This is a genomic window from Catalinimonas locisalis (assembly GCF_038039535.1).
Classification (GTDB): Bacteria; Bacteroidota; Bacteroidia; order Cytophagales; family Cyclobacteriaceae; genus Catalinimonas.
Genome location: NZ_JBBPHP010000002.1, coordinates 30,633 through 48,632, shown reverse-complemented (window position 1 = coordinate 48,632; position 18,000 = coordinate 30,633). Strand labels below are relative to the sequence as shown.

General features: G+C 37.6%; 16 protein-coding genes. 7 read left to right on the top strand and 9 right to left on the bottom strand.

The features are described 5' to 3' along the window. Window positions 1-6: 6 nt before the first annotated feature. From ftsY to rpmB, 4 genes are all read right to left on the bottom strand, one after another. Window positions 7-969, bottom strand: coding sequence for a signal recognition particle-docking protein FtsY (gene ftsY / locus WJR50_RS03745; RefSeq protein ID WP_341291889.1), 963 nt, complete (start codon window positions 967-969; stop codon window positions 7-9). 86 nt (window positions 970-1,055) lie between these two features. Further along, window positions 1,056-1,211, bottom strand: a complete 156-nt coding sequence (locus WJR50_RS03740) for a DUF4295 domain-containing protein (protein WP_341291888.1) — start codon at window positions 1,209-1,211, stop codon at window positions 1,056-1,058. A 2-nt stretch (window positions 1,212-1,213) separates the two neighbouring features. Next, window positions 1,214-1,402: a 50S ribosomal protein L33 gene (gene rpmG, locus WJR50_RS03735; RefSeq protein WP_341291887.1), complete on the bottom strand. Its 189-nt coding sequence runs from the start codon at window positions 1,400-1,402 to the stop codon at window positions 1,214-1,216. 58 nt (window positions 1,403-1,460) lie between these two features. Next, window positions 1,461-1,700 carry a 50S ribosomal protein L28 gene (gene rpmB, locus WJR50_RS03730; protein WP_341291886.1) on the bottom strand — a complete coding sequence of 80 codons (240 nt, stop codon included), beginning with the start codon at window positions 1,698-1,700 and terminating at the stop codon, window positions 1,461-1,463. A 313-nt stretch (window positions 1,701-2,013) separates the two neighbouring features. On the opposite strand from rpmB, the gene rocD reads away from it, so the two are divergent. From rocD to WJR50_RS03715, 3 genes are all read left to right on the top strand, one after another. Next, complete coding sequence (gene rocD / locus WJR50_RS03725) at window positions 2,014-3,255, top strand: ornithine--oxo-acid transaminase (protein ID WP_341291885.1); 1,242 nt, start codon at window positions 2,014-2,016, stop codon at window positions 3,253-3,255. 30 nt (window positions 3,256-3,285) lie between these two features. Next, a complete protein-coding gene (locus WJR50_RS03720) occupies window positions 3,286-4,059 on the top strand; it encodes a spheroidene monooxygenase (RefSeq protein WP_341291884.1) in 774 nt (257 codons plus the stop codon). 260 nt (window positions 4,060-4,319) lie between these two features. Beyond that, window positions 4,320-5,897 (top strand): ABC transporter permease/substrate-binding protein, encoded by a 1,578-nt coding sequence (locus WJR50_RS03715; protein WP_341291883.1) that lies wholly within the window; start codon window positions 4,320-4,322, stop codon window positions 5,895-5,897. 3 nt (window positions 5,898-5,900) lie between these two features. On the opposite strand, the gene WJR50_RS03710 is transcribed toward WJR50_RS03715, so the two are convergent. Next, window positions 5,901-6,536, bottom strand: a complete 636-nt coding sequence (locus WJR50_RS03710; RefSeq protein ID WP_341291882.1) for a hypothetical protein — start codon at window positions 6,534-6,536, stop codon at window positions 5,901-5,903. A gap of 711 nt (window positions 6,537-7,247) precedes the next feature. Between WJR50_RS03710 and WJR50_RS03705 the strand changes: the two genes are divergently transcribed. Further along, entirely contained in the window at window positions 7,248-7,397 is a 150-nt protein-coding gene (locus WJR50_RS03705) for a hypothetical protein (protein ID WP_341291881.1), read from the top strand. 220 nt (window positions 7,398-7,617) lie between these two features. Here WJR50_RS03705 and WJR50_RS03700 read toward each other — a convergent pair whose 3' ends face one another. The 4 genes from WJR50_RS03700 to WJR50_RS03685 all read right to left on the bottom strand — a co-directional run bounded on the left by WJR50_RS03700 (window position 7,618) and on the right by WJR50_RS03685 (window position 16,159). Further along, the gene (locus tag WJR50_RS03700) at window positions 7,618-10,497 is read right to left on the bottom strand and encodes a M16 family metallopeptidase (RefSeq protein WP_341291880.1); all 2,880 of its coding nucleotides are present in this window, start codon (window positions 10,495-10,497) and stop codon (window positions 7,618-7,620) included. A 295-nt stretch (window positions 10,498-10,792) separates the two neighbouring features. Further along, entirely contained in the window at window positions 10,793-11,293 is a 501-nt protein-coding gene (locus tag WJR50_RS03695; RefSeq protein WP_341291879.1) for an NYN domain-containing protein, read from the bottom strand. 630 nt (window positions 11,294-11,923) lie between these two features. Then, a complete protein-coding gene (locus WJR50_RS03690) occupies window positions 11,924-15,034 on the bottom strand; it encodes a PAS domain-containing hybrid sensor histidine kinase/response regulator (protein ID WP_341291878.1) in 3,111 nt (1,036 codons plus the stop codon). A gap of 336 nt (window positions 15,035-15,370) precedes the next feature. Then, window positions 15,371-16,159 (bottom strand): XRE family transcriptional regulator, encoded by a 789-nt coding sequence (locus WJR50_RS03685; RefSeq protein WP_341291877.1) that lies wholly within the window; start codon window positions 16,157-16,159, stop codon window positions 15,371-15,373. 52 nt (window positions 16,160-16,211) lie between these two features. Here WJR50_RS03685 and WJR50_RS03680 point away from each other — a divergent pair, with 52 nt between their 5' ends. Genes WJR50_RS03680 through WJR50_RS03670 form a run of 3 tightly spaced genes read left to right on the top strand, consistent with a single transcriptional unit; the run spans window position 16,212 to window position 17,993 of the window. After that, on the top strand, window positions 16,212-16,622 hold the full coding sequence (locus WJR50_RS03680) for a YbjN domain-containing protein (RefSeq protein ID WP_341291876.1): 411 nt from the start codon (window positions 16,212-16,214) through the stop codon (window positions 16,620-16,622). Between the two features lie 31 nt (window positions 16,623-16,653). Further along, window positions 16,654-17,367, top strand: coding sequence for a PspA/IM30 family protein (locus tag WJR50_RS03675; protein WP_341291875.1), 714 nt, complete (start codon window positions 16,654-16,656; stop codon window positions 17,365-17,367). 2 nt (window positions 17,368-17,369) lie between these two features. Continuing rightward, a complete protein-coding gene (locus WJR50_RS03670; protein ID WP_341291874.1) occupies window positions 17,370-17,993 on the top strand; it encodes a hypothetical protein in 624 nt (207 codons plus the stop codon). The last annotated feature ends 7 nt before the right edge of the window (window positions 17,994-18,000 follow it).

The window sequence follows — 18,000 nt, the reverse complement described above, 5'->3', positions numbered from 1 at the left end:
CATAGGCTACTTACCAAACAAGGAGTCTACAAACTCCATCTTGTTAAACACTTGCAAATCTTCCATTTTTTCTCCAACACCAATGTATTTAACAGGTATATTAAACTGATCTGATATTCCTATGACTACTCCTCCCTTAGCTGTTCCATCCAATTTGGTAATGGCTAAAGCAGTTACTTCTGTAGCTTTGGTAAATTCTTTGGCTTGAAGGAAAGCGTTTTGCCCTGTACTGCCATCCAATACTAACAAGACTTCATGAGGGGCTTCGGGAATAAACTTTTGAATGACTCGTTTTATTTTAGAAAGCTCATTCATCAGGTTTACTTTATTGTGCAAACGCCCTGCAGTATCAATAATCACTACGTCGGCGCCATTTTCTTTGCCCTGTTTGGCAGTGTCAAATGCTACTGAAGCGGGGTCAGTATTCATACCATGAGCTACCACTGGTACCTCTATTCTTTCTCCCCACAGCTTAATTTGATCAACAGCTGCAGCCCTAAAAGTATCAGCGGCACCGAGCAATACACTTTTACCCTGCTTTTTGAATTGATAAGCAAGTTTTCCAATCGTAGTGGTCTTACCCACCCCATTCACTCCTACCACTAATATTACATGAGGTTTGTTTCCTTCAGGGATATAAAAGTCGGTTGCTTTGGCAGTAGACGAATCATCGTTTTCTGCCAGCAAACCAGCAATTTCTTCTCTTAATATTTTATCTAATTCAGAAGTACTCAGATACTTGTCCTTTGCAACACGAGCCTCTATGCGATCTATGATCTTGATAATAGTATCTACCCCAACATCGCTGGTAGCCAATATGCCTTCTAATTCGTCCAGAACCTCATCATCAACAGTTGACTTTCCGGCTATTGCTTTTCCCATCTTTGAGAAAAAGCTTTCTTTTGATTTTTCAAGCCCCTTGTCCAGAGATTCTTTTTTTTCTTTAGAGAATAAACCAAACAGTGCCATAAGATCAATGAGTAAAAAGTGAAATAATAATATACAAAAAAAGCCCTTAATGGGCTTTAAAAAAACTTTGAAGAAATAATTTATAATTATTTCTTAGCCAAATAATCTTTTACCGAATCCACTGGTACCATCTCTTCTTTAAAAGTATAAGCACCGGTTTTGGGTGATTTAACCGCCTTAATTACCTTAGCAACGGTCTTACCACCTTCTTTTCGCATTGATGCAACTGATTTCTTTGCCATGGTTATTTAATTTCTCTGTGAACAGTATATTTTTTTAAAATAGGATTGTACTTTTTACGCTCCAATCTTTCAGTCGTGTTTTTACGATTTTTGGTAGTGATGTAGCGTGAAGTACCGGCCTGACCACTGTTCTTGTGCTCAGTACATTCCAGGATTACCTGTACACGATTACCTTTACTTTTCTTAGCCATTTTTCAAATAATATTTTTAATAGTCAGCCCAGACTGACATAAATTCTTTGCCTTAAACTTATACTAAAGCTGTACCTTTTTCTCTTGCTTCTTTTAATACAGAAGTGATTCCTCTTTTATTGATAGTTCTCAATATAGAGGTAGACACTTTAATAGTTACCCAACGATCTTCTTCAGGTAAGTAAAAACGCTTCTTCTGAAGATTAGGGTAAAATTTACGCTTCGTCTTATTATTTGCTTTGGAAACGTTATTTCCAACTCTTGGTCTTTTACCGGTGATCTGACAAACTTTAGCCATTTTATCTCAATATTTCTTCGTCCTGATATTTAAGGTTGCAAATATCAATAAAATAATCCACATTCAAAAAAGTTACTTAGGCTTTTTTGAACTGCATATTATGTGGTTTGTTGCTTTAGTTAAATATTAACTGTAATAAAATATAGACAGTTCAAATAAGATTAAAATATACAGTATTATACTTTATTGGTAGAGGACTTTGGATTTACCCTCAAACTAACTAGATTTTGCCTTTGTTCACCTGAGCAACAAAGTTTTTGACACTTTAGGGAGTGACATTTAATTATTTTAATTATTGAAACATTGAAAATGAATGATTGATCATATTACTACAAGTCAGGAAGCAATTTCATTAGAAGATAAATACGGTGCGCACAACTATCATCCCCTTCCCGTGGTTTTATCCAAAGGTGAGGGGGTATATTTATGGGATGTGGAAGGAAAAAAATATTATGACTTCCTCTCAGCATATAGTGCAGTGAATCAGGGGCACTGCCATCCCCGAATATTAAATGCGCTAACCGAGCAGGCAAAGAAGCTCACCCTCACTTCTCGGGCTTTTCATAATGATATACTAGGAACTTACGAGAAGTTTATCACTGAGCTCTTTGGGTTTGACAGAGTACTACCGATGAACACTGGTGTTGAAGGAGGAGAAACCGCGCTGAAATTGTGCAGGAAATGGGCTTATACTGTGAAAGGTATTCCTGATAATAAGGCAAAAATCGTATTTGTTGAAGGTAATTTTTGGGGTAGAACGCTGGCAGCTATTTCTTCTTCTACTGACCCTTCAAGCCGGGATGGGTTTGGGCCTTATATGCCTGGCTACGAATTGATCCCTTATAATGATCTGGATGCACTGGAAAAAGCATTGGAAGCCCCCAATGTGGCTGGTTTTATGGTTGAACCCATTCAAGGTGAAGCCGGTGTTGTAGTGCCTGATGCTGGTTACCTGAAAAAAGCATACGAACTCTGCAAACAAAAGAATGTCCTTTTCATAGCTGATGAAGTTCAGACTGGCATTGCACGTACAGGTAAGCTATTCGCATGCCAGCATGAAGGCTTCAGGCCCGATATCTTAATTCTTGGAAAAGCGCTTTCCGGTGGCGTTATGCCTGTGTCGGCTGTACTAGCTGATGATGAGGTTATGCTTTGTATTAAGCCTGGCGAACATGGGTCAACTTTTGGCGGTAACCCGCTTGCATGTGCGGTAGCTATGGCAGCTTTACAAGTAATTGAAGATGAAAAGCTATCAGAAAATGCTGAAATGCTTGGTGAAATATTCCGACATAGAATGGAACAGTTGGTTGCCAAAAGTGATTTAGTCTCTTTGGTACGGGGCAAAGGGTTATTAAATGCCATCGTAATCAATGATGATGAAGATAGTGACACTGCCTGGAATATTTGTCTGAATCTTAAAGAAAATGGTTTATTGGCTAAGCCCACGCATGGAAACATCATCCGCTTTGCTCCTCCATTAATTATCACTGAGGAACAATTACATGAATGCTGTGATATTATAGAGCGAACAATAATAGAATTCAGAAATATCTAAACACTTACTATTGAACCTAAGTTATTTTGAATGATGTGTAGGGGACACCCTACTTTCATTTTAACTTTTGAAGCTTTGAGGGGACAGGTAACTACTATTTCTTTTTTTCAATATCAAGGTAAACAAATGTGGTGGGCTTTTGGACAGATGAAAATGGCCCTCCCAAAACTTGATAAGGTCAAAGATTTGCAATTTTTTAAAATGCTGGGGACTGGTGCAGGGAACGGCTTCAGTATCTTACCTAACCTTTCTGTCTATGCAGTCCTCTGTGTTTGGAAGTCATATGAGTCTGCAAAAGATAGCTTAAGCAGAGAGCAGCCATTTTGTACCATGCAATCCAAAGCCATGCATTATCTGCATGTGTATTTGAAAGTTGCTCGCAGCAAAGGCTCCTGGGCAGGTAAAAAGCCATTCAATGAATTTGTGGAGTACCAAGAAAGGCAGCCTATTGCAGTATTAACAAGAGCTTCAATAGCTACTTCTAAGCTGTTTTCATTCTGGAAAAATGTGCCTAAGGTCAGTAAAATTTTCTCTGAATATGATGAAAGGCTGATTTTTTCTAAAGGGATAGGAGAGCTACCACTAATACAACAGGCTACTTTCAGCATGTGGCAGTCTCGAAAAAAGATGGTAGAGTACGCTTATCAAGGTAAAAAGCATCAGGAGATGATTCGGAAGACAAGGGATCTCCATTGGTACACAGAAGAAATGTTTGTAGAATTTTCCATCATTGAGGTTGATTATCAATGGCCACAGCTTAATATTCAACTTGCTTCTATAGAAAATTTCCAGGCTCCACAATAAAAAAAACACGATAATTAACCTCTATTTATAATTCTGGAGGTATCCAATCCTGAATTTCTTATGTTACTTTCATATAGGATAAGATGAATAACCAGGTATCATCAGCAAGATGTAGTCAATTTATGATCAAATTTTAGAGAAATTTAGTAGTCATATTATATTTTAAGCCATTGGTTTTATTAGATGATGTGTACCTTGAATAAAACTATGATGAAATTTTAACTATTAGATGAAGCCATCCTCTTTAATCTTATAATACTTTGCTTAAAGATTTTTTCTCCTTTGTTATTGATCACAAAAGTGAAATTTTAGAACAAACCTCAGAACATATCTGGATTACGCTAATTTCATTGGTCTTGGCTTCAGCAATAGGAATATCTGTCGGAGTTCTCATCACTCGTTATCAAAAGGTTTCCAGAGGAATACTTGGGTTTGTTAACATCGTTCAAACTATCCCAAGTGTAGCCTTGCTGGGGTTTTTGTTACCTTTTTTTGGCATTGGCGTTACACCGGCAATTATAGCCCTCTTTCTCTATGCCTTACTACCTATTGTAAGAAATACATATGCTGGCATCAGCGGCGTAGAAGATTCTGTTATTGAAGCAGCTAGAGGCTTAGGTATGAGCGACCGCCAGATTTTGATACGCGTAGAGCTTCCTTTGGCAGTACCAGTAATTTTTGCAGGCGTAAGAACTGCAATGGTGATCAACATAGGCGTAGCCACACTCTGCGCATTAATCGCAGCAGGAGGCCTGGGAGAATACATTTTTAGAGGAATTGCAGTGAATAATGTAAACATGATACTGGCGGGTGCTGTTCCGGCTTCGCTTCTGGCGATCCTGTTTGATACAATACTTGGTCTATTACAGAAACATATTCAAAAAATGATTCGTCCTCTTCTGATAGTTAGCGGAATTGTATCTATTATTCTACTTGTATATCAGTTTCTACTCCCAACTTTTACCTCAGAAACAGAACAGTTTACTGCCGGATTTAACGCTGAGTTTATGGAAAGAGAAGATGGTTACCCAGGCCTACAGGAAGCCTATGGCTTTTCAATGAATGCAATGGAAATGGAGATAGGCTTAATGTATGAGGCTTTACGCAGTAAAAAGGTAGATGTGATCAGTGGTTTTTCAACAGACGGCAGAATTCCAGCCTACGATCTTAAGGTGCTGGAAGATGATCAGAATTACTTCCCACCTTATTATGCAGCCCCTCTGATTCGTACCGAAACCCTCCAACAATACCCTAATCTTCGTGAAGTCTTTGGAAAACTGGAAGGAGCAATTTCATCTGAAGCTATGATGCAGATGAACTACGAAGTTGACCAAGAGAAGAAATCTCCTGCCCAGGTGGCCAGAAACTTTTTAGATAGTTTAGGAATTCAGCCTGTTACTAAAAAGGAAGGTGAGGCTAACATTGTGGTAGGTTCTAAAAGTTTTACTGAAAATTTTATTCTAGCTGAAATGTTTGCTGCCCTTGTTGAAAGTCAAACCAATCTGGTAGTAGAACTTAGACAAGGGTTCGGAGGTACTAAATTATTGATGGATGCTATAAAAAGCGGAGCTGTTGATGTATACCCTGAGTATACTGGTACGGGACTATTAGTTATGCTACAGCCTTCAACTCAGGTGATAGACAGTCTTATCAAGAGCAGGGAAAAAGTATATGAGTATGTACAGGAGAAATCTCAATCAAGATTTAATTTAAGCTGGTTACAGCCTTTAGGGTTTAATAATACCACTGCTTTAATGATGAGAAGAGAAGATGCGCAAGCATTAAAGGTAGAAAGTATCAGTGACCTTAAAGAGTATGTAACAAAGCTAAAGAAATAGGGCCTACTTCAGTTCGCTGTACTTTTCAGCAATATAGGTGACTGATTCTTTTAGTTTGCTTATCTCCTTTTTACACATACTATGATATGGTTCTTCCATTTCAGCGATCTCAATCAAACCTTCAATACGGCTGATATCGCTTAAAAAGCGCTGATGATGTAAATCATGGACTATACCATCATGAAGCACTTTATAATCAGAGAACCGACTTAGATAGTTTCTGTGAATGTAGAAGAGATATATTGCCACCCCATTGAAAATACAAAAGATAGCAGATAAATCTATCCAAAGTGAAGTTGTTTGTGTAAAGGGAAGGGTATCATAAGTCATGAAGACTGAATAAAATATAGCAGCCAATGCGATGATCTGTAATGCAAAATCCTTACGGTGGATAGTAAGAAACCAGGCAACAGAAATCAATACGCAAATAAAATTAATAGAGAAGGGGTAGAGAAATAAGTGCAAGTAACCGTAATAAGGGAATTCAACATTTTGCGGTACCATTTCCCATAGTTTACCAATAAAAGGCAACAGTACTACAATAATCAAGCTTGCTAACTTTCTACCATCTCTAAAGGTAAACTGAATACCCTTAGCAGTAAGCTCTATAATTGGTGATTGAATTAATTTTGTATACATACTTCACTAACTACCCAATATTCAAATATAACAATACTATTCTCCAAATAATAATATAGTGTATTCCTATATGTATTAAAGTGTTATCAAGTGAATGTTTTCCCTTTAAATCTAAACTATTAGTTGCAAATTCAATCAATTTAATGATAAAAAGCTTACTTATTTAACAGAAAAATGTAAATACTCGTTAAAAAACTTACGTCTTCTCAAACATGTAAGATTACTTATGGAATACACTACTGAAGATATAAGGAGTATATCCACTCTAATCTATTAGTACAATTTGACTACACATACTAGTTATGTATGACAAGTACGAAAAAAGATACATATGGATTTTAGTAAAGCCTCTGCTATTATGGCTCCACACATAGCTCAAGTACAATAAAAAATATTCTAGTGAAATTTTTGACTAAGGATGGTAGATAAAGATCTGGTTCAATTGGCATTTTAAAATTTACATCTTCTTAAAATAGTTAAATTACAGGAAAGAATCTGGATATCTTCTATTTAAGTAAGCAAGTAGCTTTCCCTTAGCCTTTTGTGTAACTTTTAAGTAAAAATTATACATTTCACACTAAAATATCACAAAAAATTGCTATTATATATTTATTGTCATATATTGTGTGAGTATTAATTCATGGGAATCTTACATATGAGTCTTTGTGATTAATACTTGTATATTTTCTTAACTACCAAACTACCTTAATTATGAGAGTTTCCTTCAAAGGATTGGCAAAATTGTCACTGGCCTTGTTGATTCCTGCAACATTTATGTTTAGCAGTTGTAGCGAAGATGTCATGGATCCTAGTGCAATGCCGCCAAAAGATCAGATCAAGACTCCTCCAAGAAAGCAGTAGTCAAGATCAACTACTAACCCGCCTTTTTGGCGGGTTTTTTATTTATGCACACCGTTAGTATAATGAGTTACAATAGCAAGTCCACTAATTTATTTTTTACTAAGTATATCATACCTTTTAAAGACTTATCTTATGCAAAACCTATATCAAAAAAAGCCCTTCGTGAATAGCATCACAAAGGGCTTCCTATAGAAATACACTGCTTTATTGCATGCTCTACTTATTGTCCTGACTCATCTGCAGTCTCGGTAGTTTCCTCAGGATAAAGTACGACCTTTACATACTGGTCAAAATTAAAGTACTTATTGGCGGTTTCTTTTAAATCTTCAGCATTGAGCTGTTCTACAGCCTCCTCATATTCTACTATGTTAACAGGGTCAACATTTGTAAAATATGCCCTCTCTAAAGCTTGCAGCCAGTAATTATTTTGTTTTAAACTTATCTCCATTTCTCTACGCTGCGTTTCTTTAACCTTTTTTAAATCTTCTTGTGTGGGACCATTTTCCTGAAGTTTTTTGATCTCGGTAAATACAGCCTGACTCAAATCTTCTACATTCTCAGGGGCACACGGAAATGAAATAGTAATCGTATAATGTTCGTAAGGATACTTTGAAGCATTTGCGTTAGCACCTATTCCGTAAACGCCACTTTTCTTTTCTCTTATCTCTTCTATCAATTTGATATTCAGCGCCTGAATTAATGAGTTTAGTTCATAAGCCTCCTCTTTACTATATGGCATTTCTCCAGTAAATGAAATTCTTACCATACTTTTAGGGTCAGAACCTTTGTATACCTTTTCATTCACTATACCTTTGGGAGGTCTAACTCCTACGTCTTTCCAATCTTCTTCCCGGTCTGTAGCAGGTAAATTACCCAGATAAGTAGCTAATAAAGGCTTGGCTTCTTCTGTATCAATATTACCCACAAAAAAGAATGTAAAATCACTGGCATCAGCAAAACGGTCTTTGTAAGCGTTCATAGCCTCATCAAAACTAACACTCTCCCAATCTTCCTGAGTAGGAAAGCCTCCACCTCTTGGGTTATTTTGCGACATAATACGCATCACCTTATCCTGATAGAAATACTGAGGGTTTGATAACAGGTTTTGATATAAAGACTTGTACTTACTAATATAAGACTGAAAAGACTCCTGATCCTCACGGGGAGCAGTAAAATATAGATGCGTTAGCTGAAGCATAGTTTCCAAGTCCTCAGGAGCAGCACTTCCTGAAACACCCTCTTTCAGTTCTCCGATGTATGGACTTGCAGCCGCATTTTTGTCTGACAAAAACTTTTGCAGCGCTATGCCTGAAAAATCCTTGACACCACTTTGCTGTACAATCCCGTCTGCATTTGCCGCAGAAAAGTATTTTTCATCACTATATACAGAATGACCTCCCGGACTGTGCGCTGTCATCAGTATCTCATCATCCTTAAAATCGGTAGATTTTATGACAGCCTTTACTCCATTGGCAAAAGTAAATTCAGTTACACCGATTTCCTCAATTACTTTTTCGTTGGTAATTTCTGCCGGAGCAGGCACATCTTCCATAAGTGTTGAAGCTATTTCTTCATCCTTATAAGCTTCAACTTCAGACTCAGCTACCTGCTGAATAATATTTTCAATGGCTGCTTCATCAGGAACTTGAACACCTTCTTTTTCAGGTGCCATTACGACAGCGACCATATTTCCGTCTGCCATCCATTCTTCAGCTAGAGCATTTACTTCATCTAAATTTATCTGAGATAAAAACTGAAGTAAAAACTTGTACTCAAACGCAATACCTGGTACAGGTTCGTTCTCCAAAAAGTTGCGTATATACTCCGCGGCATAGCTTGATGATTCCGTTTTCTCTCTTTCCTTATATGAAGCTTCATAATTGGTAAGCATACGTTTTTTGTAGCGCTCAAACTCAGTTTCAGTAAACCCAAACCGCTTCACTTTTTCATTTTCTTCTAACAGGACTTGCAAACCTCGCTCAATTCCGTTTTCAGGAACTACTGCATATTGTTGAAAAGCATTACTTGTCCGTACAATATTTCCATAATATGCCCCGGCGTTCATGAAGGGAGGATCAGCTTTTTGAGTCAGCTCATTCAACCGTTGACTTAACATGCCTGTAAAAAGATTATGCTTAGTCATTTCCAGGTAATCTCTAAATGTCTCTTCTTTTTCAGGTAAGCCTTCTTCTTTGTAAAAAAGTTGAATCTGATTGAAAGTAGCTTCTTTATCGGTTACGACTACTACTTTATTATCTTCATGCGCTGGCACATCAAAGATTTCTCTCTCTCTTTCTTTTTCTGGTGCTTTAAGATCCCCAAAACGGCGCTCAATTTCAGCTTTCATCTCAGCGGGATCTATATCCCCCACTGCCACTACTGCCATAAGATCAGGACGGTACCAATCTTCATAGAAACGTTTCAGGGTTTGGTAGTCAAAATTTTCCAATATTTCTTTGGTACCAATTGGCAAGCGTTCGGCATAACGAGAGTCGGCAAGTAATACTGGCAGGTATTCATCCAGCATACGGCGCTGAGCACCCTGTCCAATGCGCCACTCTTCAATCACTACGCCTCTTTCTTTGTCAATCTCCTCGTCTTCAAAAGAAATACCGTCTGCCCAATCTTCGAGTATCTGAAATGACTTTTCCAGGGTGGTATCGGCAGTAGGTACAGTCAGCATATAAACTGTTTCATCAAAGCTGGTATAAGCATTTAAGTGAGCACCAAATTTTACTCCAGCCATTTGCAACACGTTTACCAGTTCGTTTTTCTCAAAGTTTCTGGTCCCGTTAAATGCCATATGCTCAGTGAAGTGCGCCAGACCTAACTGGTCATCATCTTCCATCAGAGAGCCGGCATTGACTGCCAGTCTTAGCTCTACTCTATTTTCAGGACGACTGTTTTGACGAATGTAATAAGTCAGTCCATTATCCAGTTTGCCTTTGATGATCTTAGAGTCAAGAGGTATTTCAGTACTTAAATCAGTTGGTATATCTGCTTCTAGATTGTCTGGATACTCCTGTGCCCATGAGTAGGTACAAATAATACTCAGGAGCAATGCCAGAAGACTTGGGTTAAGATTGATGCGTTGCTTCATGATAGTACGATTAAATTGTATTGTTAAATGTATTCAAATCGGTAAGTGTAGATTGTTAATCTCTCAAGATAGAACAGAAAGACAGGGAGCTTTATTCAATATGATAATTTTTTTTCAAAAAACTTACTCTTAGCTTGTATTAAAGAGGGAATAAATTATGCAATTAATAAAACTTAATTCTACTAAATCATATATATACTTGTGAAATATTCTATTTTATTCAATAATTCACAAATCAATTCCTAAAGCACACGATAAAAGTATTACCAAACGTACATTGATCTGATTTACTTTACTACCCTTTTTTTCCTACGGGTTTATATTCAAAACAATCTGCTTTGGTAATCGCCGTAAAATAATCCGCTTCTTCTACAAGAATCTCAGCGGTGGTTTGCTCCACAGCAGCTATTTCCACCCTTACTCCTTCAGACTTAAGATGTCTTACTAATTCTACAAAGTCTGCATCTCCGGAAAGAATAATAATAGTATCTACCTTATGAGCAAGCTGAGTGGCTTTGATACTGAGGGGTATATCTGCCCCTTTATAGCAAGGTACCACTGAACCATAGTAGTATTTGTGCAGTCTGTCGGCAAGCTTAGAAGAAATACTTTCCCCTTCCCTGAAATAAATTAAGCGGTTGAGACCGCGCCCACTCAGTAATTTGGGTATAAGTGTATCAAAATTGATCATGATATCATCACTCTTAAACAAGTTATGCAGACTAATTTCAATATTGTTTCCGTCTACTAAGATTGCAACAGACTGATGGATTTTGACCTCGGATATATTGCTCATTCATAAAAATTTATTAAGAGGTAATTAACAATAGGGATTCCTCTTAAGCGTGGTTTGACATTAAATTGATTTTGTGTAGTTAAACAGAGTGCCTCCAAAAGAGTTGGCAAATACTTTTTTTCTTTGCGCCATTTTTTCAAAACAAGCTTGCCTACTTTCAATTCATCCAGCCTAGACTTCAGTAATAACGAGTACATTCAACTGATTTGGTAGTTAGTAATGTCCATTTGATGGAAAAAAGAATGTAAGTGAGAGATTTAGCAAAAAAGTTACATGTTTTTTATTTCAAGTATCAATGCTAATGTTGTTCGCCCTTCAAGGCTTGATGCTCGTTTCTGGTAAATTTTTGAGCTAAACAGCTAGCTTGCTAAACTTTGAAAAGCGATAGGGCACACAAAATAAACCATGATACCCGGTTCTCGCAAGATTTACTAGTTCTGTAGTCTGGCTGACTTTTTAAAAAGTGAAAAATATCAACAATGCCTTACACTTGTGATATTATGTGTTTTCGTCAATATGAAAATACTAAAAACCAAGCCACCTTTGTAAGGTACTCAAGTTCATATCCCATATGAACAGAGCACACAGAATTGTTTCTCATAGTTTAGGTAGTTTAGGAGTAAAACCTGCTCATTTGAGCAGGTTTTTACTTTTTAAGGTTTGGTGATCCAAATAAGCAAACACCTTCTGAAATGCCTGCTCTAATTCTTTCCTTAAGCTCCAAGCATCAGTTTCAATTCTATGCACATTATTTCTCAGCAAATCTATAAAAGCATCCTGTTTAAAATGGGCCAACAGGTTAATGAGATTATGGCTTTGATTTCGGAATTCATCTATCCTCTTTTTATCAAGCGCGGATAGTATCAACTTACGATAATATTGAATATAATTTCGTGAGGTCTCCAATAAGTTTACATACTCTTTGGGGTTTTGAGCATGAAATTCATCCAACAGCATAAACATGTTCTTATTACCATTGTCACTGACCTTGAGGTTCTTTTTTTCCAGGCTGGGAAGATTTGTAGTGAGCTTTTGAAGTAAGTCACGTGGCTTGATAGGTTTCTCCAGAAAGTCGTTCATCCCATATCGCAAATACTTCTTTGCCTCTTTATTAGATACTGAAGCAGTTACCGCTATGATGGGTATATTTTTATAATATGCATCTTTCATTTTTCTGATGCGCTGAGAAGTTTCATAGCCATCCATTACCGGCATCATGATATCCATCAAAACGACATCAAATTTCTGTGAAGATTCCATCACTTCTAATGCCTGATGACCATTTGAAGCCAACTCTAAAGTAATACCCCAGTGATTACAAAAGCTCTGCATCAAAAACTGGTTAGCCTGAATATCATCTACGTACAAAATACGCAAACCTTCAAGTTGTTTTTCATCCAGTTTGCGCTCAATATCAATCTTTGCATCTTCTGGATTGGCCAGAGTCAGTGGAAGATCTACCGTAAAGACAGTACCCTTTGCCGACTCACTTTCTAAGGATAAAGTTCCCCCCAGCAATGTTACCAATTTTTTGGTAATGGTAAGTCCTAAGCCGGTCCCACCATATTTTCTATTAGTAGAAGAGTTGGCTTGAGTGAATGCTTCAAATATCTGACCTTGCTCCTCTTCAGACATACCTATTCCACTATCCTTTACCCTAATGCTAAACCTATCTCCTTTTTCTTTTTTCAAGAGAATATTTATTTCCCCTTGCTCAGTAAACTTCACCGCATTGCTCAACAAGTTATTGAGTATCTGACTTAGGCGGGTAGGGTCTCCGGTTAACATGGCAGGCAATTGATCATCAATCTCCAGATGTAAGGCTACTTCTTTATCTTTAAGTTGTACCTGGAATAGCTGTGCAGTCTGCTTAACCAGATCATGGATATCATAAGATATATCTTCTAATTTAAGTTTTCCTGCCTGGAGCTTAGAGAAGTCTAATATATCATTGACAAGGGTAAGCAAATGATTTGCTGAAAAGCTTAGCGTATTAAGCTCTTCTTCCTGCTTAGGCAAATGCTGCTGTTCCTTTAATAAATGCGACAGCCCGATGATAGCATTTAGTGGAGTTCTGATTTCATGGCTCATTACTGATAAAAACTCATCCTTTGCATTGAGTGCTTTTTCAAGTTCTCCTTTAGTAGTGATCAGCTCATTTTCATATTTCTTTCTGTCAGTAAAGTCTTCTACAATCCCTACAAAGCCTATTACCCGTTCGTTCTCCGAAGTTAATGGAGTAAAGGTTACGAATATCCATCGCATTTCTCCTGACTTACGCAGATACCTGCACTCTACCTTTTTATGAAGCAGCACGTCCTTATCTTTTGACTCATGCCATAGTCTGAAAATCTGTGCCTTATCATCAGGATGTAAATTTTGAAAAATGCCTTCGCCCAGAGCTTCTTCAAACGAAAAACCTCCAATTTCCTGAAGTCTTTTATTCGTCCAGGTACAATAACCTTCTTTGTTTGTCAAAAAGATGCCTACCGGAGCAGCCAGTACCAGAGTGCGAAATTTCTCTTCGCTGGCCTTAAGCTTATGCTCAGCCATCATTTTAGAGGTGATATCCAAACCTGCTGCCTGATATTCCTCAAGAATCCCATCGTGACTATATACCGGAATGATGGTCCAATGGTGCCAGTAACGCTGACCTTCAAGGGTTTCCATCATATATTTATAAGTTGACAGCTTCCCTTCCTTAGCAGTTTGCTTAAGTCCTTTCGCAAAATTCTGTTGCTCACTACCTGGAATCAGTTCCAAAAATTTTTTTCCAAGCAACTGCTTAACCGGCTTACCTAAATGCCTGACACAAGCATGGTTGACGAAGGTTATGGTAGTATCAGGCTTAAACCGGCAGATCATCTCATGCTGAGTATTTACAACACTTTTATAGAGATTTTCTGTGTATCTAAGCTTTTCTTCATGCTCTTTTCTTTCAGAAATATTCCGTCCAAATATTGTGGCTCCTATTACATCCTGCTTGTTTTTTCGGATAGGATGAAAGTGAAATTCATAGTAATGATCCTTGTCGTCATGATGAAAAAAATATTGAACTGTAAACTTTTCTCCTGACAATACCCTGCTAAAATAATTTCTCCAACACACCTCCTGTCTACTTCTTTGTTTGGCACCTGGAGGGAAAAAAGCTTGGTTTAACTTAAGCTGTACACCAGCAAACTTTTGTGCGCTAGCCTTAGCTTTGGCATTAAACTCAGTTACATAGCGCTTTTTGTCAATTGACCATACAAGATCATCCGTATACTCAATCAACATTTTCAACCTAGCCTTATCAAAGACCAAATCATTTTCAATTGTTTTTTTTACGGTGATATCCGTAATCCTGACCAACAAAAAATTTTGTCGGTCAAGGTGTATTTTTCGTGCTTCCCTGAGTCCCCAAAAAAGTCTGTTTTGATGACTGATATACTCTACCTCTTCCGGCCCCTCTTCGTGAATAAATGGCTGACTTTTACGAAAAAACAAACTTTCCTGCTTACCAATAAGCTGAGTTTTACAATCCAGATCAAAAAGTTTTATCGCTTGCTCATTGCATACTTTTACAATTTTATCATCCTCCCGGATAAGAAGCAATGCATCAGGAGAAGCTTCAAATAGTTGATGATAAAATGACTCTGATTTATTAGAAACCTCAGAAGGACCGGCTTCCCTCTGCTGTTGAACTAAGCTAATAAGTTGCTCTTTGGAAAGCTTATGTAGATGATCAAATTGATGATTCATAACTCCTCATATAAAATGAGCCCTGAATAATGTATAAACGTAGTAAAATTAGTTTTCAACTACCAATAAAGTCCCTATGTAATTGATGCATGAATTTATGAAAGTTTCAACTGGTAGATACGCATATTAAAGGAAAGACAATTGAGAAAAATAGATTCCAAATATCAAGAATTATTATCTTCAATTCTTTACCTTTCAGATACCTGATGTATGAAAAATTAGCATCTTGAAGAACAAGTAATTTCAATACTGATAAAAACAAATAAAACTGCATTTATGCATCTTTAAACATAAAAATTATGCAAAAAATAACATACTGTTTACAATCTTTCTATACTAAAGATTAAGTTTTTTTTCAATAGCCATCATTTTTTGTTCCAGGATAGATATACGTTCTTCAATCAACACTGGTGGTTTGAGGAAGGTACTATAGAAACCTTCAACCTTCCATAATTCTAACATTTCTTTTTCTTCAAGTTTCAAAATACCTGCCTGCGGATTATCGGATCCAAAATATAAATGTTTCTCAAACCTGCTGAAACGTCTGGTGTAGATATCCTTATCAGTAACCACCACATATACAGCTCCCTTTTCAAGCTTTTTGCCAGATAGCCGGTCTATTGGATAGCAAGAAAGTATATCCCCGGGCTGCAACCCTTTTTCTAACCAGCTCATGCTATCATCCTGTACTTCAAAGGCTCTTGATTTTTTCTGGCTGGTGTTGGGCAGCCTTATAAAAGGTAGCCGATTGATAAAATCTTTGTTCTGGTAATTAACAATATATTCAATGTATTGGTCACTCCTTATCAGAGGAGTTGCTTCTTCCTGTTCATCTTTATCTGTTTCTAGATAGGTTTTATGATTGGTTTTGTCGTGTTTGAACAAATCAAATTTAAAAAGCTCATTGACCGTCAGCTCTTTGGTTAGTAAAATGTCAATAGACAAGCCAAATTTTTGAGCAATCTGTATGATGGTTTCAATCTTAGGCTCTGCTCTCTCCTCTTCATAAGAACCTACTGTTCCTCTTGACAAGTTGAACATTTCAGCAAAAGCAGCCTGGCTGATCTTCTTTACAGCCCTTATTTTTTTAATGTTTTTACCTATAGTAGACATTTTATTTTGCAAATTATATTAGTTATGCTAACTTTATTAGCAATAATACGTAAACACTATGTAAATGACAAATACAATGAACCCTTCATTTACCAAAGTTAAAAACTACCTGACCGAACTTAACTATGAAATAGTTGAGGAAAACGAAAAAGAAGGCATCCTGATCATTGACAATGAAGATACAGGAGTCAGCCATATGGTACTTTGCTGCGCAGAGCCAATACTAATCATGGAACAGTACCTCTGCGAAATCAAACAAATTAGTTTGGAGACTTATCGGCTGCTGTTGCAGAAGAACCGTGACATCATCCATGGCGCTTTTGCGCTGGATGTTTCGGGTACCAAACTGATCTTCCGCGACACGCTGGTGCTGGAAACGCTGGATCTGGACGAACTGGAATCCACTTTCAATTCTCTGGGACTTTTACTCAGTGAGTTTACACAGCAAATCATAGAAATTTCAACAAAAAAGTAATTCAAAATTATTAACCCTAATCAATATAGACATGAACATTTTTAGAAGAATTTTAAAAGTAGGACAAGCTGAAGCCCATTCTGCCATTGATAACCTTGAAGATCCTATCAAACTCACTGAACAAGGTATACGCGATATGCGCGTTGACCTGGACAAAGCTTTGCATGCATTGGCAGAAGTAAAAGCACTTACGATACGTACTCAGCGAGAGCTCAGCCAGCAGCAGGATGTTACGGGTCAATATGAAAAGAAAGCTGTGCTTCTACTACAAAAAGCACAGAGAGGTGAATTGGATCAGAATGAAGCAGACCGCCTGGCTTCTGAAGCTTTGAACAAAAAAGAACAGGCAGAGCAGCAGGTAAGAAATCTGACTACTGAAAAGAAAAAATATGATGAATCTGTGCTAAAATTGGAACACAATATTAATTCACTAAAATCTAATATCAGCCAGTGGGAGAATGAGCTACGCACGCTTAAAGCACGTATGAAAGTAAGTACTGCCACCAAGACTATGAATAAGCAATTGGCAAAAATAGACTCATCAAGCACTGTATCTATGCTGGAGCGGATGAAGGACAAAGTAGAACAGGAAGAAGCCCTGGCACAGTCTTACGGGGAAATCGCGGCCGAACCGAAGTCATTAGATGACGAAATAGATAAAGCGATAGGTGAAGACGAGGTAGGAACTTCACAAAAATTACAGGAACTTAAACAAAAATTAGGTATTAACCCTAACACACCCTAGTCATGAATGATCTTTTCAACGCTGCCGTTGCAGCACCTAACATTATTCCTACTGCCCTGCTCATTTTTGTGCTGGTCTACTGGATTGTAGTGATTTTAGGTGCGATAGATGTAGATTCCATTGACATTGATGTGGATATGGAGACGGACGTTGATGGAGAAATATCGGTATCCTGGCTCAACCATGTGTTGGCTTTTTTCAACCTGGGCCAGGTACCTTTCATGGTTTTCATGACTTTCCTGATCGTCCCGCTGTGGGCTATCTCAGTGATGACCAATTACTATTTGGGAAATCAATCTTTCATTTTGTCGCTGATATTATTGATTCCCATTCTTATCGTCAGTGCATTCGTTGCAAAATTTGCTACCCAGCCCTTCGTCAAACTTTTCAGTCATCTGGACAACAATTATGACCGTGGGGAAAGACAGATTGGTAAAATCTGCACCCTGATGACTACTGCCACTAACATCAAAGCCGGACAGGCCAGAATCAATACCAGTGGCGCTCCTTTGCTTTTGAATGTCGTTACCGATGATGGTGTCAATTTGTTCAGCGGAGATACTGCCATCGTACTGGAATACATCCCGGACAGAAATGTCTATCTCATAGAACCTTATATAGCTTAACGCTCAT

Excerpts from the sequence above, each read along its gene's own strand:
- WJR50_RS03670 (WP_341291874.1), top strand. The coding sequence starts at position 17,370 with ATGAATGATCTTTTCAACGCTGCCGTTGCAGCACCTAACATTATTCCT.
- WJR50_RS03680 (WP_341291876.1), top strand. The coding sequence starts at position 16,212 with ATGACAAATACAATGAACCCTTCATTTACCAAAGTTAAAAACTACCTG.
- WJR50_RS03740 (WP_341291888.1), bottom strand. The coding sequence starts at position 1,211 with ATGGCAAAGAAATCAGTTGCATCAATGCGAAAAGAAGGTGGTAAGACC.
- WJR50_RS03705 (WP_341291881.1), top strand. The coding sequence starts at position 7,248 with ATGAGAGTTTCCTTCAAAGGATTGGCAAAATTGTCACTGGCCTTGTTG.
- rpmB (WP_341291886.1), bottom strand. The coding sequence starts at position 1,700 with ATGGCTAAAGTTTGTCAGATCACCGGTAAAAGACCAAGAGTTGGAAAT.
- rpmG (WP_341291887.1), bottom strand. The coding sequence starts at position 1,402 with ATGGCTAAGAAAAGTAAAGGTAATCGTGTACAGGTAATCCTGGAATGT.
- ftsY (WP_341291889.1), bottom strand. The coding sequence starts at position 969 with ATGGCACTGTTTGGTTTATTCTCTAAAGAAAAAAAAGAATCTCTGGAC.
- WJR50_RS03700 (WP_341291880.1), bottom strand. The coding sequence starts at position 10,497 with ATGAAGCAACGCATCAATCTTAACCCAAGTCTTCTGGCATTGCTCCTG.
- rocD (WP_341291885.1), top strand. The coding sequence starts at position 2,014 with ATGATTGATCATATTACTACAAGTCAGGAAGCAATTTCATTAGAAGAT.
- WJR50_RS03675 (WP_341291875.1), top strand. The coding sequence starts at position 16,654 with ATGAACATTTTTAGAAGAATTTTAAAAGTAGGACAAGCTGAAGCCCAT.
- WJR50_RS03695 (WP_341291879.1), bottom strand. The coding sequence starts at position 11,293 with ATGAGCAATATATCCGAGGTCAAAATCCATCAGTCTGTTGCAATCTTA.
- WJR50_RS03720 (WP_341291884.1), top strand. The coding sequence starts at position 3,286 with ATGATGTGTAGGGGACACCCTACTTTCATTTTAACTTTTGAAGCTTTG.
- WJR50_RS03690 (WP_341291878.1), bottom strand. The coding sequence starts at position 15,034 with ATGAATCATCAATTTGATCATCTACATAAGCTTTCCAAAGAGCAACTT.
- WJR50_RS03710 (WP_341291882.1), bottom strand. The coding sequence starts at position 6,536 with ATGTATACAAAATTAATTCAATCACCAATTATAGAGCTTACTGCTAAG.